The 20,487-nt window shown below is 63.8% G+C and carries 20 protein-coding genes; 7 read left to right on the forward strand and 13 right to left on the reverse strand.

Features of this window, described 5'->3' with window-relative positions; translation table 11 throughout:
• Window positions 1-19: 19 nt before the first annotated feature.
• The 7 genes from arsA to SMA01S_RS16955 all read right to left on the reverse strand — a co-directional run bounded on the left by arsA (window position 20) and on the right by SMA01S_RS16955 (window position 7,604).
• Window positions 20-1,852, reverse strand: coding sequence for an arsenical pump-driving ATPase (gene arsA / locus SMA01S_RS16925; RefSeq protein ID WP_066825034.1), 1,833 nt, complete (start codon window positions 1,850-1,852; stop codon window positions 20-22).
• A 302-nt stretch (window positions 1,853-2,154) separates the two neighbouring features.
• Window positions 2,155-3,276, reverse strand: a complete 1,122-nt coding sequence (locus tag SMA01S_RS16930; RefSeq protein ID WP_218016916.1) for a cytochrome-c peroxidase — start codon at window positions 3,274-3,276, stop codon at window positions 2,155-2,157.
• Between the two features lie 203 nt (window positions 3,277-3,479).
• A complete protein-coding gene (locus SMA01S_RS16935; RefSeq protein ID WP_066825036.1) occupies window positions 3,480-4,262 on the reverse strand; it encodes a sulfite exporter TauE/SafE family protein in 783 nt (260 codons plus the stop codon).
• A 1-nt stretch (window position 4,263) separates the two neighbouring features.
• Window positions 4,264-4,698, reverse strand: coding sequence for a protein tyrosine phosphatase family protein (locus SMA01S_RS16940; RefSeq protein WP_066825038.1), 435 nt, complete (start codon window positions 4,696-4,698; stop codon window positions 4,264-4,266).
• A gap of 27 nt (window positions 4,699-4,725) precedes the next feature.
• Complete coding sequence (locus tag SMA01S_RS16945) at window positions 4,726-5,697, reverse strand: MBL fold metallo-hydrolase (RefSeq protein WP_084250385.1); 972 nt, start codon at window positions 5,695-5,697, stop codon at window positions 4,726-4,728.
• A gap of 207 nt (window positions 5,698-5,904) precedes the next feature.
• The gene (locus tag SMA01S_RS16950) at window positions 5,905-6,345 is read right to left on the reverse strand and encodes a pyridoxamine 5'-phosphate oxidase family protein (RefSeq protein WP_218016917.1); all 441 of its coding nucleotides are present in this window, start codon (window positions 6,343-6,345) and stop codon (window positions 5,905-5,907) included.
• Between the two features lie 263 nt (window positions 6,346-6,608).
• Window positions 6,609-7,604 carry a zinc-dependent alcohol dehydrogenase family protein gene (locus SMA01S_RS16955; RefSeq protein WP_066825093.1) on the reverse strand — a complete coding sequence of 332 codons (996 nt, stop codon included), beginning with the start codon at window positions 7,602-7,604 and terminating at the stop codon, window positions 6,609-6,611.
• A gap of 86 nt (window positions 7,605-7,690) precedes the next feature.
• On the opposite strand from SMA01S_RS16955, the gene SMA01S_RS16960 reads away from it, so the two are divergent.
• A complete protein-coding gene (locus tag SMA01S_RS16960; RefSeq protein ID WP_066825043.1) occupies window positions 7,691-8,542 on the forward strand; it encodes a LysR family transcriptional regulator in 852 nt (283 codons plus the stop codon).
• Between the two features lie 360 nt (window positions 8,543-8,902).
• Here the strand turns inward: SMA01S_RS16960 and SMA01S_RS16965 are convergent, their stop codons facing one another.
• Window positions 8,903-9,673, reverse strand: a complete 771-nt coding sequence (locus tag SMA01S_RS16965; protein WP_066825045.1) for an alpha/beta fold hydrolase — start codon at window positions 9,671-9,673, stop codon at window positions 8,903-8,905.
• Window positions 9,674-9,808: 135 nt separating this feature from the next.
• Here SMA01S_RS16965 and SMA01S_RS16970 point away from each other — a divergent pair, with 135 nt between their 5' ends.
• The gene (locus SMA01S_RS16970; RefSeq protein WP_066825047.1) at window positions 9,809-10,744 is read left to right on the forward strand and encodes an AraC family transcriptional regulator; all 936 of its coding nucleotides are present in this window, start codon (window positions 9,809-9,811) and stop codon (window positions 10,742-10,744) included.
• Window positions 10,745-10,784: 40 nt separating this feature from the next.
• Here the strand turns inward: SMA01S_RS16970 and SMA01S_RS16975 are convergent, their stop codons facing one another.
• From SMA01S_RS16975 to SMA01S_RS16990, 4 genes are all read right to left on the reverse strand, one after another.
• The gene (locus SMA01S_RS16975) at window positions 10,785-11,279 is read right to left on the reverse strand and encodes a DUF302 domain-containing protein (protein ID WP_066825055.1); all 495 of its coding nucleotides are present in this window, start codon (window positions 11,277-11,279) and stop codon (window positions 10,785-10,787) included.
• 265 nt (window positions 11,280-11,544) lie between these two features.
• On the reverse strand, window positions 11,545-12,672 hold the full coding sequence (locus SMA01S_RS16980) for an alpha/beta fold hydrolase (protein ID WP_218016919.1): 1,128 nt from the start codon (window positions 12,670-12,672) through the stop codon (window positions 11,545-11,547).
• Between the two features lie 102 nt (window positions 12,673-12,774).
• A complete protein-coding gene (gene clpA, locus SMA01S_RS16985; RefSeq protein ID WP_066825057.1) occupies window positions 12,775-15,090 on the reverse strand; it encodes an ATP-dependent Clp protease ATP-binding subunit ClpA in 2,316 nt (771 codons plus the stop codon).
• 153 nt (window positions 15,091-15,243) lie between these two features.
• Entirely contained in the window at window positions 15,244-15,438 is a 195-nt protein-coding gene (locus SMA01S_RS16990; RefSeq protein WP_066825058.1) for a DUF1192 domain-containing protein, read from the reverse strand.
• A 69-nt stretch (window positions 15,439-15,507) separates the two neighbouring features.
• On the opposite strand from SMA01S_RS16990, the gene SMA01S_RS16995 reads away from it, so the two are divergent.
• The 5 genes from SMA01S_RS16995 to SMA01S_RS17015 all read left to right on the forward strand — a co-directional run bounded on the left by SMA01S_RS16995 (window position 15,508) and on the right by SMA01S_RS17015 (window position 20,022).
• Window positions 15,508-16,509, forward strand: a complete 1,002-nt coding sequence (locus SMA01S_RS16995) for an NAD(P)H-quinone oxidoreductase (RefSeq protein ID WP_174543162.1) — start codon at window positions 15,508-15,510, stop codon at window positions 16,507-16,509.
• A 104-nt stretch (window positions 16,510-16,613) separates the two neighbouring features.
• Window positions 16,614-17,231: a glutathione S-transferase family protein gene (locus SMA01S_RS17000; RefSeq protein WP_066825059.1), complete on the forward strand. Its 618-nt coding sequence runs from the start codon at window positions 16,614-16,616 to the stop codon at window positions 17,229-17,231.
• A 90-nt stretch (window positions 17,232-17,321) separates the two neighbouring features.
• Window positions 17,322-18,203, forward strand: coding sequence for a UDP-2,3-diacylglucosamine diphosphatase (locus tag SMA01S_RS17005; protein WP_066825061.1), 882 nt, complete (start codon window positions 17,322-17,324; stop codon window positions 18,201-18,203).
• Between the two features lie 5 nt (window positions 18,204-18,208).
• Window positions 18,209-19,243 (forward strand): glycosyltransferase family 4 protein, encoded by a 1,035-nt coding sequence (locus SMA01S_RS17010; protein WP_066825064.1) that lies wholly within the window; start codon window positions 18,209-18,211, stop codon window positions 19,241-19,243.
• Window positions 19,244-19,335: 92 nt separating this feature from the next.
• The gene (locus SMA01S_RS17015; RefSeq protein ID WP_066825066.1) at window positions 19,336-20,022 is read left to right on the forward strand and encodes a DUF1013 domain-containing protein; all 687 of its coding nucleotides are present in this window, start codon (window positions 19,336-19,338) and stop codon (window positions 20,020-20,022) included.
• 79 nt (window positions 20,023-20,101) lie between these two features.
• On the opposite strand, the gene SMA01S_RS17020 is transcribed toward SMA01S_RS17015, so the two are convergent.
• On the reverse strand, window positions 20,102-20,431 hold the full coding sequence (locus SMA01S_RS17020; RefSeq protein WP_066825068.1) for an SMR family transporter: 330 nt from the start codon (window positions 20,429-20,431) through the stop codon (window positions 20,102-20,104).
• Window positions 20,432-20,487 lie beyond the last annotated feature (56 nt).

Raw genomic sequence — 20,487 nt, forward strand, 5'->3', positions numbered from 1 at the left:
ATCGAATAGAGTTCCTCCGCTAAACAGCCTCGGAAATTGTCGATGGCTGATCGTTGTGGGTGGGGCGGTCATGGGCGAGCCCTTGGAGTGCGGTGACGCCGATCGGGGGCGTGGCCTGCCACGGCACGAAGAAGAGCCGCTTCGCCATTGCTCCACATATGCGGTCGATCTGCTTTCGCTCCCCCACGAGCCGCTGGCGCAGCAGCGTGTCGTTCGAGCCGGCCGCCAGCAGGCTTTTGTTGATGATCCAGGCATAGGGTTCGATTTGCGCGCGCCGCAGATCGTCCTGCAGCGCGCCGGCCTGCGACACCGGCGTGGTTTCGGCGAGGGTGACCAACAGGATTCGCGTATGGTCGGGATCCTGGAGCCGCATCAGCGGTGTGGTGATGCGACCGGCAGGAGCGTGCAAAGCCGATTGGCGCGTCATCTGTCGGTGATAGGCACCGGTCGCGTCCATCAGCAGCAGACTGTGTCCGGTGGGTGCCGTGTCCAGCACGACGAACGCGCTGCGCGCCTCAGCAACAATGTGCGAAAAGGCGTGGAATACGGCGACTTCCTCGGTGCAGGGCGAGGCGAGGTCCTCACGCAGCAGCGCTTTCCCCTGAGCATCTAGCGTGCTGCCGCGCTGTTCCATGATCCTGGCGATGTAGCGTTCGGTTTCGGCCTTGGGATCGATGCGGTCGACAAGGAGGCCGTGGACATCCCCGGCTATCGTCATCTCCAGGTGAGCGGCGGGATCGGTGGTACTGAGATGAACGTCGTGGCCACGCTCGACCAAGCCGAGCGCAATTGCGGCGGCGATGGTGGTCTTGCCCACGCCGCCCTTTCCCATGACCATGATCAGTCCTTTGCCGTCCGCTGCGAGCAGATCGATAAGGCGATCTAGGCCGGGCAGATCGTCGGCCCAGGGCGCCGCAACAGCTGGTCCGGCATAACTCGCGGACGATGGGCCAGGCCGCAGCAGCGAACGCAGCGCATCCACGCCCATCATTTCGAAGGGCCGTAGCGGGATATCGTCGCGCGGCAGCGCCCTTAGCGCAGCCGGCATTTCGGCCAGCGCCTGTTGTCCCTGCGCCTCCAACGACGTGGCCGTTGCATCTGACGGGTCGCCGGCGTGGAACACGCCGTTCACAACCAGGTGCTGATTGCCGAGACCGAGCGCGCGCAATTCGTTCGAGGTCCGGCCCGCCTCGGCAATCGCTCCGCGTTCCGGCCGAGTCACGAGGATGACGGTTGTGGCCGCCGGATCGCACAGAGCCGCCATTGCCAATCTGAAGCGCTGCTCCTGCGTCTTGAGCCCCGAATGTGGCCCCAGGCACGACGCGCCCTGATCGTTGTCCGCCAGGAAACCGCTCCATGCCTTGGGCAGGCTGAGCAGCCGCAGGGTATGCCCCGTCGGCGCGGTGTCGAAGACGATGTGATCATAGGCGCCATCGCGGTCGGCGAGGCGTCCGACGAATTCGTCGAACGCGGCGATCTCGGTGGTGCACGCCCCGGAAAGTTGTTCGCGAACGGTGTCGATTTCCCGCGCGCTTGCCTTGGCGTCCATCTGCGCCAGTACCCGAGCGCGATAAGCCTCCGCTGCGGCAGTCGGATCGATGCTAAGGACATCCAGACGGGCAGCGTTGGGCACCGCGACAGGGTGATTCGACAGCGGCACGTCCAGTATCTCGTCGAGATTGGATGCCGGATCGGTGCTGACCAGCAGGACCGACTTGCCGCGCTCGGCCAGCGACAGGGCGGCCGCGCAGGCGACTGAAGTCTTGCCCACGCCCCCCTTGCCCGTGAAGAACAGAAAGCGAGTGGGCCGGATCATGAATCGGGGCAGATCAATCGCAAGAGTGTCATTCATCGCCTGACCCAGTCTTTCATCACATCCAGAATGGTTTCTACCCGTCACAACGGTGCGATCGCCGAGCCATGGAGCGCTCCGAAACCCCGGACCGTTCGCTATTCGATCGTCTACAATCGCGCCGTCACGCCGGAGATACGTAGTCTCACGGTGCCTCGAGCAGGCGGACAGGCACGAAGAGTTCGATGGCGTAGAGGTAGCACCAGGCGGCGCTGGTCATGGGCTCGACAGTCAGCCGAGGTCGGACCCTCAAGGCGGCCCGGAGGCCAGCGAGGGCGCGGGCGACACTCTGATCGACGCGGCTATTTATCGGGCGGCGGCGACTTGGCGTCGCTTGCAGGCAGTTGCGGTGCTTCGATCCGGGGTTGATCCCCGGTCAGCGCGTTAAGGAAGGCGACGAGCTGATCGGTCTCGATCTTCGTCAAATTCTGCCCCAGTTGGACCTTCGCCATGACATCGACCACCTTCGCCAGGTCCTGCTCCGATCCGGTATGATAATAGGGCGCGGTCAGCGCGATGTTGCGCAGGGTCGGCACCTTGAAGAAATACTCGTCGGCCGCGTTGCCGGTGATCGCGCTTCGCCCCTTGTCGGCGACGGGGCGATATTTGACGTCGGGCGCGGCGACCAGGCCGAACTTCGCGTACATCGATCCGCCGAGATTGACGCCGGCGTGACAGGCGGTGCAGCCCTTGTCCATGAACAGGCTCAGACCGGCCTTCTGGCTGGCATCGAGCGCCGTGATATCGCCGCGCAAATACCGATCGAACGGCGCGTTCGGCGTGATGAGGGTCGCCTCGAACACCGCAATCGCCTTTTGCGCATTGGCGAGTGATACGGGGTTCGGATCGCCCGGAAAGGCCAGGGCGAAAGCGTCGTGATATCGGGGCAACGCCGCCAGCTGTTCGGCGACATGCTGCTTGGGCGAGGCCATTTCCACCGGGTTGACGAGCGGCCCGCCAGCCTGTTCCTCAAGGTCCTTCGCCCGGCCATCCCAAAACTGCGCGAAATTGAAAACGGCGTTGAACACGGTGGGCGAGTTGCGCCCGCCGCGCTCGCCGTGGAAACCCGCCGATGTGGGCGAATTGTCCGCGCCGCCAAGGCCGAGATTGTGGCACGAGGCGCAGCTGATCGAATGCGTGACCGACAGGCGGGGATCGAAATATAACATCTTCCCGAGCGCGACCTTCGCCGCGCTGGCGGGGTTGCCGGGCAGTTCGGGCGCGTTGATCGGGATCGGCTTGAAGAGTTCGCGCGCCTGGATCAGCAGCGGATCCGAAGATGGTTTGAGCGCGGGCTCGGCCGAGGTTGCGGCCTCGTTAGAGGCCTCCGCCTTGTCCGGCGATCGGTTGCACGCAGCGGCGACCAGCAGGCCGAGGCTCGTTGCCATCAGGAAAGAACTGCGACCGACATGAAGACGCATCATGAGGCGACATCCTTTCGCAGGCCATCGCGTGACGATCGGCCAGCCGGAACAGGAAACCTCCCACCCGATAAGCGCTTCGCCCCCGCCGCGCTTTACGTAAAATCCCCTGGCGCACGCGTGCGCTGAACCGCGCTCGATCGGCCGGCTCAGGCCAGGCCCTGGTCGCGGCGGCGGCACCCGCTCCGACTATTACGATCGCGATGTCATCCGAGAAGCGCCGACGCGCTCCGCCAGAGCATATAGCCCGCAACCGCGAAAATGAGCGTCGCGAAGACCTTGGTCAGCTTGCCGGAATCGGCAAGGCGCTGGGCTGCGAGGGTGCCGACCATCCCGCCGGCGATTCCCCCGGCGATGAAGACCGCCGCGAGCGGCCAGTCGATCATACCGGAAATGGCATAATTGAGCGCGGTGGTCAGCCCGAACGCTGCGACCGCCATCAGTGACGTACCCACGGCATTGATCATCGGCATGCCGGTGGACGCAATCAGACCCGGCACGATCAGGAATCCCCCACCGATCCCGAAAAAGCCGGAGAAGGCACCGGTACCCAGGCCGAATCCAAGCACCTTGGGCGCATTGGTCCGGTTGCACTTTACGTCCGGCAGGTCCTCGGAGCGTCGCTTGCGCAGCATCAGCGCCCCGACGACGATCATCAGCAGCGCGAACAGCAGCAGCAACTTCTGCCCGTCGACAGCCTTTCCCAGCGTCGAGCCGGCTAGCGCACCGAGCACGCCGGCTGCGGCGTACATGCCGCCGCAGCGCCATTTGACGGTACCGGCTCGGGCATGGCTCACGAGCCCGGTCGCGGCGTTCGCGGCGACCGCGAGCGCGCTCGTCCCGATGGCGACGTGCGCGCTTGAGACGCCGACCAGATAGACCATCAGCGGGACAGCCAGGATCGACCCGCCGCCGCCGACCAACCCCAGCGTGAATCCGACCAGCCCGCCCGAGAAGGCGGCGAGCAGATACTGGAGCGGCTCGAGCATCTCAGCCTTGGGCGCCCCTGGCGCGCGCTTCGATGCGTGGGACGAGCGGGGTGAGATCGTAACCGCATGCGTCCGCCTTGCGCAAAATCTCGTCGGTAGCGAGCTTGCCGGCCTGCGACAGCGCCCATAGCGACGTCGCGCGCATGCCGGACTTGCAGAAGGCGAGCGCCGGCTTGTCGCAACCGCCCATCGCGTCGCAAAAGGCACCGATCTGGGCGTCGCTGAACGCGCCGGGCACCACGGGTATATGGCGGTATTCGAGCCCGGCGGCCTTGGCTGCGGCTTCCAGCTCGGCGCTGGAAGGTTGGCCCGGCTCCTCGCCATCCGGGCGGTTGTTGATGATTGCACGGAAGCCTGCCGCCTTGGCCGCGGCAATCGCGGCAGGCGTGACCTGGGTGGTGACGCTGATGTCCGGCGCGAGAGGTTTGGGATTCATCGGGACCGCCCTTCTTCGTTGTAGCGCTCAGAGCGCATCGATGGGGATCTTGAGGTAGCGCACGCCGTTCCCTTCGGGCTCGGGGAAGTGTCCGCCGCGCATGTTCACCTGAATCGATGGAAGGATCAGCCGAGGCATGCCGAGCGTGCGATCGCGAGCGCTACGCATGGCAACGAACTCGGCTTCCGTTACGCCGTCATGCATATGGACGTTGGAGTCACGTTGCGCGCCGATTGTGGTTTCCCACGCGAAGGTGTCGCGCCCCGGCGCCTTGTAATCGTGGCAGAGGAAGAGCCGCGTCTGGCGCGGCAGCTCGAGCAGCCGACGGATCGAGCGGTAGAGCATCGCGGCGTCGCCGCCCGGGAAGTCGGCGCGCGCCGTGCCATAATCGGGCATGAACAAGGTGTCGCCGGCGAAGACCGCGTCGCCTATCACATAGGCAAGGTCGGCGGGCGTATGCCCCGGTACATGGAGGACTGCAGCCTGCAGGTCGCCGATTGCGAAGGAATCGCCATCGTCGAACAGCCGATCGAACTGTGACCCGTCGCGCTTGAAGCCGGTTCCGACGTTGAAGACCTTGCCGAACGTCTCCTGCACTGTCGTGATCGCGCGGCCGATCGCGAGCGTGCCACCAACCCGCGCCTGGAGCCAGGGTGCAGCTGATAGATGATCAGCATGAACATGGGTCTCCAGTAGCCAGTCGACGCTCAGACGCTCGCTTTCCACAAAGGATACGATCGCCTCGGCGGAGGAATGGGAGGTGCGGCCCGAGGCGGCGTCATAGTCGAGTACCGAGTCGATGATCGCCGCGCGCCGTGTGGCAGGATCCTGGACGACATAGCTCGCAGTGAAGGTCGCCTCGTCAAAGAAGGCGCGTACCTTCGGCCGCGCGGCGGTGTGATCGAGCGCTGCGGCGACGACCAGGCCCGATTGGTCGAGCGCGCGGTCGCGGATCGGGCACGCCGGGGTCTGGATAATCAGGGGGTCAGGGGATGGCATGGCCGAACCTCAAGCCGAGCACCTTAAGGGTAGGGCGCCCGGTACTCATCCCTAAAAGCAGCCGCGATACCGTTGAATACGCAAGATCACTTACGCCCCGCAGTAGTTGCAGCTGAGAAGATGGTGCCGTGTCGTCTCCCGATCGCCTGCCATCACATCGGAAGGGCAGGCAGGCGGGAATCCGGGAAAACCGCTAGCTTCACGTAGCTAGCACGTAACAAGGTCTGTGTGGCCAAACCCCTTCGTGTAATCCAGCACGGATATCACCACGGGCATGACCTCAAATATGCACACGTCGTCAGGGCCGGGCATTGGCATCGGCAACGTCGGTTGCTCGGGATATTTTGACGGAAGCTTCTGCAGGACGGCGACGGCTTCCTTTCGGTCGGTGACACGTCTCGCACGTGCAGCCATCGACAATCCGGCAATTTCCATGAGCTCTGCAGTATCATGGTCGATGGTCAGCGAGACGCGGTCGTCAAATGCGATGTTCTTCGCCTTCTGGCTGTCCAAGCCGCAAAGAAAATAGATTTTCAACCCGTCGTTGACATACCCCACCGTGGTCGCCTGGGGCCAGCCATCGGGTCGCAACGTCGCGATCGTCATGATGCGATGCTGATCCAGCAAGGACTGGATCTTGTCATTCATTGCAGCGTCCATAGCGGTGCCGAAGATACGCCAGCATCCTTAGGCGGCGCATTACGTAGAAACCCTACCGGGCACCCGCTGAGGTGCGGTTGCCGACCGGTAGGATGCGGCCAAAAACCGGTCGTTTCTTGATAACCCTGCCGGTCCCTGAAGCCGTCATTAGCTTAGCTCGGCTACCAATGGCCCTAATGCGCGGAATGCCGCCTGGTGGATCTTGGGCAATGCCGAAGAGGGCGCTCAGGCGTTCGGCGACCGCCGGTCACTCACCATGTGTCGATCACGATCTTCCCCGCCGCTTGCCTGCCGGTAACCATGGCATGCGCATCGCCGACGGTTTCCAGCGTAAAGGTGTGGGGGTCCAGATTGGGCATCAGCTTGCCGGCCTCGACCAACGCTGCCGCAGCCCGCAATATCTCGCCATGATGGTCGCGACCGATGCCGGTCAGCAGCGGAAGCAGCGTAAAGACGCCGGAATACGTCCCGCCCTTGAACGACAACGGCGCCAGGGCATGTGTTCCCCAGCCTAGCGCACTGACGACATGTCCAAAGCGCCGGACCGCGAGGAACGACGCATCGAGCGTCGCACCGCCGACAGTGTCGTAAACGATGTCGAACCCCTCGCCGCCGGTGTGCCGAGCGACATAGTCCGGCACGTCTTCCGATCGAAAGTCGATCGCCGTCGCGCCGTAGCTGGCGATGATTTCCGCATCATCGGCCGACCCGGTTGCGAACACCTTCGCACCGTAAGCGTGTGCCAGCTGGACGACGATATGACCGACGCCTCCGGCGCCACCCTGCACGAGAACATGCTGACCCGCGCTGACCCGCGCGCGATCGACCAGGCCTTCCCAAGCGGTGATCACGGCCAACGGCAAAGCGGCCGCCTGACGCATGCTGAGATGGGCGGGCTTGTGCGCGATCAGGCGCGTATCGACTGCGGCATATTCGGCGAGGGAGCCCTGGATACCGCCAACTCCTCCGGTCATTCCGAACACGTCATCGCCCACGCTGAAACCGGTCACGCCCTCGCCGATCTCGACCACCGTACCGGCGAGATCGATGCCGAGGATCGCCGGGAGGTCGTGCCGCGCATGGGCCGCTTGCCCCGCGCGTATCTTTGTGTCGAGCGGGTTCACGCCACTCGCATGAACATGCACCAGCACTTCACCCGCGCCAGCTGCCGGCCGCGGCTGCCTGACCAACTCGAACGGGCCATGCGCCGCGCTCACCACCGCCGCAATCATTTCGGAACCCGACATCTGACCATCTCCAATTGTGTCGAACAGGAGATGCGGCAAGCAGGATCGTTTTGCGATCAACGATATCGCATGATATCCATGCAATTATGCATGCAGAATGGAGCGACGTCCGAATTTTCCTCGCGATTGCCCGCGCCGGATCGCTTGGCGCCGCGGCTCGATCCTGCGGGCTGACCCAGCCAACCATGGGGCGCCGGTTGAAGGCGCTTGAGGCCGTTATCGGACAGACGCTTTTCCAGCGCACGGCGCATGGTTTTGTCCTGACGGATGAAGGCAGCGCCATGCTGCCGCACGCGGAACGGATGGAGGAGGAATTTCTGTCGCTCGAACGCGCGGTCGCCGGCAGCGACTATCGATTCCAGGGCGGGCTGCGGGTGACCTCGTCGGACTGGTTCGGCGTCCATGTGTTGACGCCGGTGTTTGCGCGCTTTGCCGAAATGCATCCTGACGTGACCATTGAACTGGTCACTGACAGCCGGATCTACTCTCTCGCGCGCCGCGAGACTGACCTGGCCTTCCGGATTACCCGGTTCGAGGAAGTCGACGTCGTCCAGCGCAAGGTGATGCGCGTCGACTATGCTGCCTACCGTAAGCGGGGCATGGAGGGCGATCCGCGGCTCATTACGATGGACGCCGCGTTGAGCCATCTTCCCGACGCGATCTGGCTCGCCGAGCGGCTGCCCGGCGCGCCGGTCGCGTTCCGTAGCAACGACCGCCAGGCACAGGCTCGTGCGTGCGCCGAAGGTCTCGGCATTGCCGTCTTGCCGATTCCGCTTGGTGATCTTCAACCGCAGATAGAGCGGCTCGACCTCGGCGCCGCTCCGCCTGCCCGCGACGTCTGGATGGGGTACCACCGCGACTTGCGGCGACTGCCGCGCCTGCGGGCATTGATAGACCACATTGTCGAGGGATTGGCTGCCGACGCCGCTCAATTTTGAGCGAAGGGTTGGCCTGCTGCCTGCTGGTCGCGACATGTCCTCATATCCGAAGCTCAGATGACGGTGGCAAAGCGCCCCAAAACCGGCATCCGACGAATTGTTCAGAACCGGTGAGCGCGGGTGGTCGAAACACCTTAAGCGATGCCCCACGAGTGTTGTGGATCGATCGGGTTTGTCGCACGGCAGCTAGGCGCCCAGATTAAGCCATTCAGGGGAGGCAGCAGCGAACCCGAAAGGGGACATTTCTTAGGATTTTGAGTCAACGGCCGCACGTGATGACGTTCGACCAGGACTTTTGGAGTGGCGGCAGGGAGCACTTCTTCTGCGCTCCCCACTGCCTTCCGTTGGCTCGTGCAATAGTTAAACCGTGGCGTTCTTGATCGCCTGCACCATGCCGTCGACGTCCGTCAGGAACGGCAGGTGCCCAGTCTCCAGCGTGATTGTCTTCCGCACCGGTGTGCCGGCGACCATCCTCGCCTGAAAGCCCGCGCTGATGACCTGATCGAGGCTGGTGTGGACATAAATCTTGTCGACCTGGCCAAAACGCTCGTCGGTTACATGGACGGGGGTGACCAGCGGCTTCACCGGCTCGTCGAGGATCAGGTCCGGGAGCTTGGCCTTCAGCGGTTCTGGACCGTCATTGGCGAAGAGCTCGGCACGCGCCGCATATTCAACGACGGCAATGCCGCGCTCCTGATCGATGTTCAGATGGGCGCCAATCTTCGCGTCGGGGTCCTGCTGCGCCAGCGACAGCAGCGAGTCGCCGTCGTGCGGCAGATAGGCCGCGACGAACATGAGGGTCCTGATCATCTCGGGCGCCTTCTCCGCAGCGGCCGCGACCACGATCCCCGCGAAGCTATGGCCGACGACGATCGCCGGGGCGGACGCGTCCGCGAGCGCCTCGATGACGATATCCCGGTAGAGGTCCAGGCTTACCGCGTCCGGGGCGATAGCGGAACCGGTGCGGCCCGGCAGATCGACGGTGAAGACGGCATGGCCGGCGGCCTTCAGTTTGCCGGCCACATACCCCCAGACATGGCCATCCGAGAACGCGCCGTGGACGAGGACGATCGGCGGCTTTTCTGCTGCAACGCCGCTGTCGTTCGCTGCAACCTGGATGGTGCTATTCATGTTAAAAATCCTCTGTTTTCTCAGAGCACCGGAGCTCGATGCCGTGAGAAAAAACTAGTCGAGGAGGGTAGGCGGGGATATGTTACGGCCTCCGATTTACATGATGGATCGTCCGGATTGACCAGTGATTTTGGGATGTCGGCGGCCCGCGTCGACGTGCTGTCGCAAGTGCTCACATTGATCAGGCTCCGCGGGGATCTGGTCTACACGATGCGGATGGGCCCACCTTGGGGCCTCCGCTTCCAGCCCGGACCGGCGCATTTCCATTTCGTCGAAGCAGGCGGCGCCTGGGTGACGCCTGCGGGGCAACCGCCCACATGGATCGATGAAGGGGATCTTGTTCTCCTGCCGCTTGGCAAGGGACACACGATCGCCGATGCGACTGACTCACCGATCGAGGATATCGACATCGTTGCGCCCGATCATTTCGACCGGGATCAACTCGTCCTGCGCCATGGCGGAGAGGAGCCCAAAGGTCAGATCGTCAGCGGCTTTTTCAGCTTCGAGGGTAGCCCGCTTCCCGCGGTAATGTCGGCGCTGCCCGCCCTGATCCACATTCCCAGAGGAGACGCTGGCGCGCCGGGATGGCTCGCCGCGATTTCCCACTTCCTGGTCGACGAAGCGCAACAGCCCGATCCGGGATCGTCACTCATGATCTCCCGGCTGATCGATCTGCTGGTTATTCGGACGCTGCGTAGCTGGGCCGCAAGCGAAGCAAATCGCATGGGCTGGCTCGGCGGGTTGGGCGAGGAGCGGATCGGGCGCGTTCTCGCGGCAATGCATGCCGATCCCTTCAAACGCTGGACCGTTGAGACCCTCGCCGGTGTCGCTTCCATGTCCCGTTCGATATTCGCCGAGCGTTTCACGGCCGCCGTCGGCGAACCGCCGCTTCGCTATCTTTCTCGCTGGCGTCTGACGATTGCCGCCGACATGCTGCGGAGTGGCGGGATGAAGGTGACGGAGGCCGCATACAAGGCCGGTTACAGTTCCGATGCCGCGTTCAGTCGTGCGTTCAAGAGCCACTTCGGGTACGCGCCGAGCGAAGCCGGGAACCAGCAAGTGCCGATCTAGCGGTATCGCGCCGGTGTCCACCGACGCGATGCCTCCGTACCTATTCGCCTGCTGCCTTCAGCAAGACGGCTTCCAATTCGTGGTCGAGGTAGAGCCCTACCCGAGTGATCTCGTCGTTGCCGATCTGGCCGAACAACGTCGAGGGCTTGTCATACTCGAACACGGCCCGACCATCGTCGGCTTCGAAGAGGACGATGCGCAATGGAGCGTAAAGCGCCGCCATCAGGTTGTGACGGGTCATCTTCGAGGCGATGATCGGGTTCCCGATCTCATACTGGACGGCGTTACGTCGCCCTCCGGTGATCGCCAGGAGCGCGCCGTGGTCGCGCTGCAGGAAGATGAAGAGCGTGGGGCCGTGCTGCTCGTGATGCGCGATGGCGTCGTGGTCGCCGTTGCTCAACTGCACCATGATGTTGGTGTCGAGCGGCGGAACATTGGTTTCGAGCGCCGCTCGTACTTCGGAAAAGGGGCGCTTCGACGTTATTGTGACGTGATCCACGGAAATCGGCTGAGATGACATGGCAATGCCGGGCATTGTCGAATCCTTTCGACGAATAGGGGGGCGATGGTCGACCGGGGGCGGAGAACGCGGCTCGCCGCACCCGGGCGGGGCTCAGCGGAGGAAGGTGAGGATCTGCCCCACGAACACCGGATAATATTGGAAGATCCCGCCATGGCTCGCATCGGGGAAGATGCTGAGCTCGGCGTTTTCGGTTAAGCCGCATCTCGTGCGGCGGGGCAGGCACCGGGGCGGCCGACAAGCCGCCCCGTCCTCGCTGGAGATCGCTCCTGCTGGTCCCTTACTTGGCCGCTTCTTCGATCGCCTTGGCCAGGCCATCAGGGTCGGTGAGGAACGGCGTGTGGCCGGTCTGGAGGGTGTATTGGACGCGCACTGGGGTGCTGGCGACCATCCGCGCCTGGAAGGCGGGGCTGATAACCTGGTCGAAGGCGGTGTGGATATAGGCCTTGTCGACCTTGCCGAAGTTAGCGGCGGTCAGCTTCACCGGCGTCGCTAACGGGGCGAGCGGCTCATCGAGGATCAGATCCGGGATAGCCTTGCGCAGCCCATCGGGACCGCCATTGGCGAACAAGTCGGCGCGCGCCGAATATTCGATCGAAGCGATGCCCTTGTCCTTATCAATCTGAAGGTGGGGGCCGACTTTGGCGTCAGCATCGCGTTGCGCCATCGATACGAGCGAGTCGCCATTCTGTGGCAGGTAAGCCGCGAGGTACACCAGGGTCTTTATCTTCTTCGGCGCCGTTTCGGCCGCGGCCGAGATGACGATGCCGCCGAAGCTGTGGCCAACCACAACCGCACGGCCCTTGGTGGTGCCGAGCGCCTTGACCACCGTGTCGCGGTAGAGATCGAGGCTGACCTTGTCGGGGGTCGCCGGGTTGCCGGGGCGGCCCGGCAGGTCGACGGTCACGACCTTGTAGCCGTCCGCTTCCAGCTTCTTCGTGACTTGGCCCCATACCTGGCCGTTCTCAAACGCGCCATGGACCAGCACGATCGGCGGCTTTTCTGCAGCCATTGCGGTAGTGCTGACGGCAGCGGTGGAGGCGAGAATTGCGGCGAGAAAGAGTTTCATTTCACAGTTCCTTCTTCGAGTTGGGCATCGACCGATGCCGTGCATCTCAAATACGGAACGAGCCGCTCCGACGGCCATGCCGCGCCCTCCGGTTCTCATGATCGATCGTCCGGCGTTGATGGGTGCTGTGCCGCCGGCGGCTTCACTGGCGCGGGAGCTGGAGAAAATCCCGAGGCGAGCCGTACTCCGCGAAACCCCTGGCGAGGCGCGGTGGCTGTTATCGAAGAAGTTGAAGCGTGGGTGTCCGCTCTCGGCTCGTTTGCTGTGTTCGATCGAGTTGCCGGCAACGGCCGCTAACGGGGTCCTGCCGCCAAAGCCGCCGTTCTGCAATCGGCCCAAGAGCCGCCATCCCGCCCGACAGCCTGAACCGACCACCCTCCAACACAAAACGGGCCGGGGATCGCTCCCCGGCCCGCTCGTGTTTCCGGCTGGTGCCGCTTCTTACTTGGCTTCGGCCTTGGCGGTCTTGCCGCCCTTCTTGCCCGGTTTCTTGGGCGCGGCCGGCGTGATCTCGAACGACAGTGCGCCGTCCTTCATCTTCACCACCACTTCGCCGCCATGGACCAGCTTGCCGAACAGCAATTCCTCGGCGAGCGGCTGCTTGATCTTTTCTTGGATCAGGCGGCCCATCGGGCGGGCACCGTAGAGCTTGTCATAGCCCTTGGTGGTCAGCCACTTCTTCGATTCGTCATCCAAGCTGATATGGACGTTGCGGTCCGCCAGCTGCAACTCGAGCTGCAGGATGAACTTCTCGACCACGCGCGCGACGACCTCGGGCGGGAGGTAGCCGAACGGCACGATCGCATCGAGGCGGTTGCGGAATTCGGGCGTGAACATCCGCTGGACCGCCTGTTCGTCCTCACCCTCGCGAGTCAGGTTGCCGAAGCCCACCGTCTCGCGCGCCATGTCGGACGCGCCGGCATTGGTCGTCATGATCAGGATGGTGTTGCGGAAATCGACCGTCTTGCCGTGATGATCGGTCAGCTTGCCGTTATCCATCACCTGCAACAGGATGTTGAACAGGTCGGGATGCGCCTTCTCGATCTCATCGAGCAACAGCACCGAATGCGGCTGCTGGTCGACCGCGTCGGTCAGCAGGCCGCCCTGATCGTAACCGACATAGCCCGGAGGAGCACCGATCAGCCGGCTGACCGAGTGGCGCTCCATATATTCGGACATGTCGAACCGCTGCAGCGGAATGCCCATGATCGACGCCAGCTGACGTGCGACCTCGGTCTTGCCGACACCGGTCGGGCCGGTGAACAGATAGTTGCCGATCGGCTTGTCGGGATCGCGGAGACCAGCGCGGCTGAGCTTGATCGCCGAAGCGAGCTTCTCGATCGCGTCATTCTGCCCGAATACGACGCGCTTCAGGTCGGTCTCGAGCGTCTCGAGCGCCTTCTTGTCGTCGGTCGACACCGATTTCGGCGGGATGCGCGCCATCGTCGCGATCACCTGCTCGATTTCGCGGGTGGTGATCGTCTTCTTGCGGCGGCTCGGCGGCACCAGCATCTGCATCGCGCCGACTTCGTCGATCACGTCGATCGCCTTGTCGGGCAGCTTGCGGTCGTTGATGTACCGCGCCGACAGCTCGACCGCCGATTTGATCGCGTCCGGCGTGTACCTGACCTGGTGATGCTCCTCGAACGCCGAGCGCAGTCCGGCCAGGATCTTCACCGTGTCCTCGATCGTCGGCTCGTTGACGTCGATTTTCTGGAACCGGCGCAGCAACGCGCGGTCTTTTTCGAAATGGTTGCGGAATTCCTTGTAGGTGGTCGAGCCGATGCAGCGGATCGTGCCGCCGGACAGGGCCGGTTTCAGCAGGTTCGATGCGTCCATCGCGCCGCCGCTGGTTGCGCCGGCACCGATCACCGTGTGGATCTCGTCGATGAACAGGATCGCGTCCGGCATCTTCTCGAGCTCGGTGACGACTTGCTTCAGCCGCTCCTCGAAATCGCCGCGATAGCGCGTGCCGGCGAGCAACGCGCCCATGTCGAGCGAATAGATCACCGCGGGCTTGAGCACGTCTGGCACGTCGCCCTCGACGATCTTGCGCGCCAGGCCCTCCGCGATCGCCGTCTTGCCGACGCCGGGATCGCCGACATAGAGCGGGTTGTTCTTCGACCGGCGGCACAGGATCTGGACCGTACGGTCGACCTCGGCCATGCGGCCGATCAGCGGGTCGACCTTGCCGTTCTTGGCCTTCTCGTTGAGGTCGACGGTGAATTGCTTGAGCGCGCTTTCGTTCTTGCCCTTGTCGCTCTTGGTCGACTTCTCTTCCTCGGCGCCCTTGGGAGTCGAGGTCTCTACCGGCGCGCCGCCCTTGCCGACGCCGTGCGAGATGAAGCTGACCGCATCCAGGCGGCTCATATCCTGCTGCTGCAGGAAATAGACCGCATAGGATTCGCGCTCGCTGAACAAGGCGACCAGCACGTTGGCGCCGGTCACTTCGTCGCGGCCCGACGACTGGACGTGCAGGATCGCGCGCTGGACGACGCGCTGGAACCCGCTGGTCGGCGACGGATCGGTCGCCTTGTCGACCTTGAGAGCATCGAGCTCGGTGTCGAGATATTGCGCGACGGTCATCTTGAGCTCGTCGAGATCGACGCCGCACGATGCCATCACCTTGGAGGCATGTTCGTCATCGACCAGCGCAAGCAGCAAATGCTCGAGCGTCGCATATTCGTGGCGGCGCGACGAAGCGGCTTCGAGCGCCTTGTGGAGGGTGGTTTCGAGCGCGGAGGCGAAACTCGGCATTAGACTGTTACTCCTGACGGGCCGCATGGACGCACGGCCCTTTTCCCTAATGTCGGGACGGGAGGGCCCCGCATCAAGCGCCGGCCATTCTTCGCATCGTCAGGTCGGCCAATTCCCGAAAAAGCCTGGCCGGCGCGAAGATGCGATTCGCGCTCATCGCTTGAATAGCGAGTCAGCGCTTGCGCGATGGTTAACGGCGCGTTGCATATGATTTTTAACGCGTGAGATTTCGCCTTCGAGGAGAGCGATACGTTCCTCGAGCTCGGCCACGGACAGTGGATCGAGATCCTGTTTGACCAGGAGCGCGATCGGGTCGCCTGGGCGCGGAAGATTCTCTTCGGAATCCATGGGTGGGAACGTTGACCCTGGGCCGGGCGATGTCAATAACCCGAGCCGGTTTCCGACGAAGGGGTACGAATGGACGCGATACCGACCGTGATGCGTGCGATCGACCCGGAACAGCCGGGCGGGCCCGAGGTGCTTCGCATCGTCGACCGGCCGGTGCCGACGCCGGGCGAGGGCGAAGTGCTGATCCGCGTCGCCGCCGCCGGGATCAACCGTCCCGAAGTGCTGCAACGGATGGGGGCCTATCCACCGCCGCCGGGCGCGCCGTCCATTCCGGGGCTGGAAGTCTCCGGCACGATCGTCGCGACCGGCGCCGGCGTCGAGCGAGACCTGATCGGCCAGCCGGTCTGTGCGCTGATCGCCGGCGGCGGCTATGCCGAATATGCCGTGGCGCCATACGGCCAATGCTTGCCCGTGCCCGAAGCGCTGACGATGGTCGAAGCGGCGGCGATGCCCGAAACGCTGTTCACCGTGTGGACCAATCTGTTCGAGCGCGGCTTCGCGGCCGAGGGCGACACGGTGCTCGTCCATGGCGGTACCAGCGGCATCGGCACGATGGCGATCGCCCTGTGCAATCTGTTCGGTGTGGAGGTGATCGTCACCGCCGGGTCGGACGAGAAATGCGCCGCGGCCAAGTCCGCCGGCGCCGACCATGCGATCAACTATAAGACGCACGATTTCGTCGAAGAGGTGAAGGCGATCACCGGCGGCAAGGGCGTGGCGGTGGTGCTCGACATGGTCGGGGGCGACTATGTTCCCCGCAACATGCAATGCCTGGCGGATGACGGCCGCCATGTTTCGATCGCAGTGCAGGGCGGGGGGCAGGCGACGATCCCGATCTTCGAGATCATGCGCCGTCGGCTGACGCTGACCGGATCGACGCTGCGCCCGCGCTCGGTCGCCTTCAAGACCGCGGTCGCCGACGAGCTCGCCCGCACGGTCTGGCCGCAGGTCGCGGAAGGCAAGTTGAAGCCGGTGATCGACACCGTCTTCGCCTTCGATCAGGCGCCCGACGCGCACCGGCTGATGGAATCAGGCAACCATGTCGGCAAGATCGTGCTGAAGATCGAGTAGCGGGTGGCTGCCATAAGCCGGGTTGATCAACGGTCGGGCGAAATTGGTTGGACGATCGGCACGCCCTGCGCTTTTGCTCGCGCCGCACCTGAAGGGGGAGTTCGATGGCCAATCTGATCCTGCACGAATATTCGGCGTCCGGAAATTGCTACAAGATCCGGCTGACCGCGGCGCATCTGGGACTGAAGCTCGACCGGCGCGAATATGACATCATGCAGGGTGAAACGCGCTCGGACGCGTTCCTGACGGGGGTCAATGCCAATGGCCGCATCCCGGTGCTCCAGGTCGGCGACGATTTTCTGCCAGAAAGCAGCGCGGCGTGCTTCTATCTCGCCGACGGCTCGCCCCTGATCCCGGCCGACCGTTTCGACCGCGCCGATATGCTCCGCTGGATGTTCTGGGAGCAATATAATCATGAGCCCAACATCGCGACGATCCGGTTCTGGATGGGCTGGATCGGCGAGGATAATCTGACCGAGCTCCAGCGCGCGCAGCTGCCGGTCAAGCGCGCCGCGGGGGATGCGGCATTGACCCTGATGGACGAGCATTTGGCGCAGACGCCGTTCTTCGTCGGCGGGCGCTTCAGCCTCGCCGATATCGCGCTCTATGCCTATACCCATGTCTGCGAGGACGGCGGGTTCGAGCTCCACCGCTATCCGGCGGTCCAGGCCTGGATCGAACGGGTCGCCGCATTACCCGGTCATATCGCCATCACCGATTGATTAGTCAGCATATTTCAAGTTGCTGCGATTCTGTTTGTAACAAAACTTCGTCATAGGCCGGGCAACGTCATCCGTCGGGGCTCGTGACGCATGAATGAAATGACGAAATTGTTACAGGACGGTACTATCGCCGACCTGACGGACTTCGCGAATTCGAAGCCCGCTATTCCGGAACGGGCGACGCATAGCCGTCGTCAGTACCGAACCATCTGGATCAGCGACGTCCATTTGGGGACGAAGGGCTGTAATGCCGAAATGCTGATCGACTTTCTCGATCATGTCGACAGCGAGAAAATGTATCTCGTCGGCGACATCATCGATGGCTGGCGCCTCAAGAAGAAATTCTACTGGCCGGCCGCGCATAACGACGTGGTGTGGCGATTGCTCAAGCGCGCCAAGCGCGGCGCCGAGGTGATCTATATCCCCGGCAATCATGACGAGGTCGTGCGGCAATTCTGCGGGCTGGATTTCGGCGGCATCGCGATTCGCCGCAACGCGATCCATGAAACCGCCGACGGACGTCGGTTGTTGGTGCTGCATGGCGACGAATTCGACGCGATCACGCTCTCGCACCGCTGGCTCGCCCATGTCGGCGACGCCGCATACGAGGCGATGATGGCGCTCAACCGGCTGGTCAATCGCTGGCGGCGTTTCTGGAACATGCCCTATTGGTCCCTGTCGAAGCACGCCAAGGCCAAGGTCAAGAACGCGGTCGAGTTCATCTCCAATTACGAAGACGTCGTTGCCCAAGCAGCGGCGCATCGCGGCGTCGACGGCGTGGTGTGCGGCCATATCCACACTGCGGAATATCGTGAAATCCACGGCGTTCGCTATTATAACGACGGCGATTGGGTCGAAGGCTGCACCGCATTGGTCGAGCATTTCGATGGTCGGATGGAGGTGTTGCACTGGGCCGACGAAATCGAAGGAAGACGGGCTCAACTCCCCTGCTTGACGCTAGCGGCGGCCTGACGAACGTGCGGATCGCGATCGTCACCGATGCCTGGAGCCCGCAGGTCAATGGCGTCGTGCGCACCTTGCAATCGGTCCGCGACGAATTGGTGCGCCAGGGCCACGAGGTGCTGATCGTGTCGCCCGATCTGTTCTATTCGATGCCGTGCCCGACCTATCCCGAAATCCGGCTGGCCTTCGCCTCGACCGGATCCGTCGGCCGCATGCTCGAGGAGTTCAGCCCGCAGGCGATCCATCTCGCGACCGAGGGGCCGGTGTGCCTCGCCGCGCGGCGCTGGTGCCTGGCACGCGATTTCCCCTTCACTACCGCCTATCACACCCAATTCCCCGATTATGTCGCGGCGCGCACCGGCGTGAATCCCGAATGGGTGTGGCGCTATATCCGCTGGTTCCATTCGCCCGCGCAATCGATCCTCGCCTCGACGGCATCGATCGCCGATACGCTCAAGGCGCACGGCCTGACCCAGATCCGCCATTGGGGACGCGGTGTCGACCTGTCGACCTTCGGCGACCCCGAGCCCGACCCCGCGATCCGCGCGCTGGCCCAGGACGGCAAGGGGCCGATCCAGCTCTATGTCGGCCGTGTCGCGATCGAGAAGAATATCGAGGCGTTCCTGACCGCGACGCATCCGGGGACGAAAGTGATCGTCGGCGACGGGCCGGCGCTGGCCTCGCTCAAGGCCAAATATCCCGACGCGCATTTCCTCGGACCCAAATTCGGCGCCGAGCTCGCTGCCGCTTATGCTGCCGCCGACGTCTTCGTCTTCCCCAGCAAGACCGACACGTTCGGGCTGGTGATGATCGAGGCGCTCGCCTGCGGCACGCCGGTGGCCGCTTATCCGGTGACCGGCCCGATCGACGTGCTGACGCCCGAAACCGGCGCGATGCACGACGATCTCGACCAGGCGATCGCCGAGGCGCTGACCCGCGACCGCGCGGCGTGCCGTGCCTATGGCCAGGGCTTCACCTGGGCCAAGAGCGCGCATCAGTTCCTCCACGCGCTGGTGCCGGTCGGCGGCGACGAGGCGCTGGCGGCGTAAAGCTTGCCCCGCGCGGCCAATCGGATTAAGTCGAGCCCAACGACAGGCCGCTCCGCGAGGGGCGGCCCTATTTATTTCTGACGGAGAATTTCGTGGCTCAGCCGCTCATGCCCCATGCGACCGCTTCCTGGCTGGTCGACAATACCTCGCTCAGCTTCGAGCAGATCGCCGAATTCTGCGGCCTGCATATCCTGGAGATCCAGGCGATCGCCGACGACACCGCCGCGACCAAGCTGACCGGCCGCGATCCGGTGCGCGCGCATGAGCTGACCCAGGACGAGATCGAAAAGGGCCAGAAGGACCCGAACTACGTCCTCAAGATGTCGAAGGGCCCCGACCAGATCCGCCGCACCAAGGGACCGCGCTACACCCCGGTGTCGAAGCGCCAGGACAAACCCGACGGCATCGCCTGGATCATCCGCAACCACCCGGAAATCTCCGATGGCCAGATCTCGAACCTGATCGGCACCACGCGCACGACGATCGCAGCGATCCGCGATCGCACGCATTGGAACATCGCCAACATCACACCCAAGGATCCGGTGACGCTCGGCCTGACCACCCAGCGCGAGCTCGACGCCGCGGTGACCAAGGCGGCCAAGGCGCACGGCATCGAAGCGCCGGTCGACACAAGGCTCGAGGGCGACCGCGAGGCGCTGATCGAACAGCTCCGCGCCGAGCGCGACCAGGCCGCGCGCGACGCCGAAGCGGCGGCGACCGAAGGCGAGGGCGAGGCGGCACCGGTGGTGCATACCGCGGAGACGCTGTTCAAGCATTGAGACTGCGCGAAAGCGCATCCGACACCAAGGGGCGGCTGGCACATCGCGCAGCTCATCTTTTTGCGGACGACAGCCCAACTCAATGCGGGGGCGCACGCGAGAACAGGTTCATCACGATCACCCCGGCGATGATCAGTGCCATGCCGATCATCGCCGGCGCATCGAGCTTCTGGCCCTGGAATAACCAGGCGACCGAGGCGATCAACACGATACCAACGCCCGACCAGATCGCATAAGCGATCCCCGTCGGAATGGTGCGCAGCGTCAGTGACAGCGCGTAGAAGGCGATCGCATAGGCGACGATCGTGACGAGCGCCGGCCCTGCACGCGTGAATCCCGCCGAGGCCTTCATGAAGGACGTGCCGATCACTTCGGCGACGATCGCGACTGCGAGGTAGATATACGCCATCGCCGACCGGTAGGCGCGCCGATCCGGTTTGTCATTGCAGCCCTATTGCAAACCGC

The sequence above is a fragment of the Sphingomonas mali NBRC 15500 genome, from assembly GCF_001598415.1.
GTDB lineage: Bacteria > Pseudomonadota > Alphaproteobacteria > Sphingomonadales > Sphingomonadaceae > Sphingomonas > Sphingomonas mali.

Coding starts and splice junctions, on each gene's coding strand:
- arsA (WP_066825034.1), bottom strand. CDS start 1,852: ATGAATGACACTCTTGCGATTGATCTGCCCCGATTCATGATCCGGCCC.
- SMA01S_RS16930 (WP_218016916.1), bottom strand. CDS start 3,276: ATGATGCGTCTTCATGTCGGTCGCAGTTCTTTCCTGATGGCAACGAGC.
- SMA01S_RS16935 (WP_066825036.1), bottom strand. CDS start 4,262: ATGCTCGAGCCGCTCCAGTATCTGCTCGCCGCCTTCTCGGGCGGGCTG.
- SMA01S_RS16940 (WP_066825038.1), bottom strand. CDS start 4,698: ATGAATCCCAAACCTCTCGCGCCGGACATCAGCGTCACCACCCAGGTC.
- SMA01S_RS16945 (WP_084250385.1), bottom strand. CDS start 5,697: ATGCCATCCCCTGACCCCCTGATTATCCAGACCCCGGCGTGCCCGATC.
- SMA01S_RS16950 (WP_218016917.1), bottom strand. CDS start 6,345: ATGAATGACAAGATCCAGTCCTTGCTGGATCAGCATCGCATCATGACG.
- SMA01S_RS16955 (WP_066825093.1), bottom strand. CDS start 7,604: ATGTCGGGTTCCGAAATGATTGCGGCGGTGGTGAGCGCGGCGCATGGC.
- SMA01S_RS16960 (WP_066825043.1), top strand. CDS start 7,691: ATGCATGCAGAATGGAGCGACGTCCGAATTTTCCTCGCGATTGCCCGC.
- SMA01S_RS16965 (WP_066825045.1), bottom strand. CDS start 9,673: ATGAATAGCACCATCCAGGTTGCAGCGAACGACAGCGGCGTTGCAGCA.
- SMA01S_RS16970 (WP_066825047.1), top strand. CDS start 9,809: ATGTCGGCGGCCCGCGTCGACGTGCTGTCGCAAGTGCTCACATTGATC.
- SMA01S_RS16975 (WP_066825055.1), bottom strand. CDS start 11,279: ATGCCCGGCATTGCCATGTCATCTCAGCCGATTTCCGTGGATCACGTC.
- clpA (WP_066825057.1), bottom strand. CDS start 15,090: ATGCCGAGTTTCGCCTCCGCGCTCGAAACCACCCTCCACAAGGCGCTC.
- SMA01S_RS16990 (WP_066825058.1), bottom strand. CDS start 15,438: ATGGATTCCGAAGAGAATCTTCCGCGCCCAGGCGACCCGATCGCGCTC.
- SMA01S_RS16995 (WP_174543162.1), top strand. CDS start 15,508: ATGGACGCGATACCGACCGTGATGCGTGCGATCGACCCGGAACAGCCG.
- SMA01S_RS17000 (WP_066825059.1), top strand. CDS start 16,614: ATGGCCAATCTGATCCTGCACGAATATTCGGCGTCCGGAAATTGCTAC.
- SMA01S_RS17005 (WP_066825061.1), top strand. CDS start 17,322: ATGAATGAAATGACGAAATTGTTACAGGACGGTACTATCGCCGACCTG.
- SMA01S_RS17020 (WP_066825068.1), bottom strand. CDS start 20,431: ATGGCGTATATCTACCTCGCAGTCGCGATCGTCGCCGAAGTGATCGGC.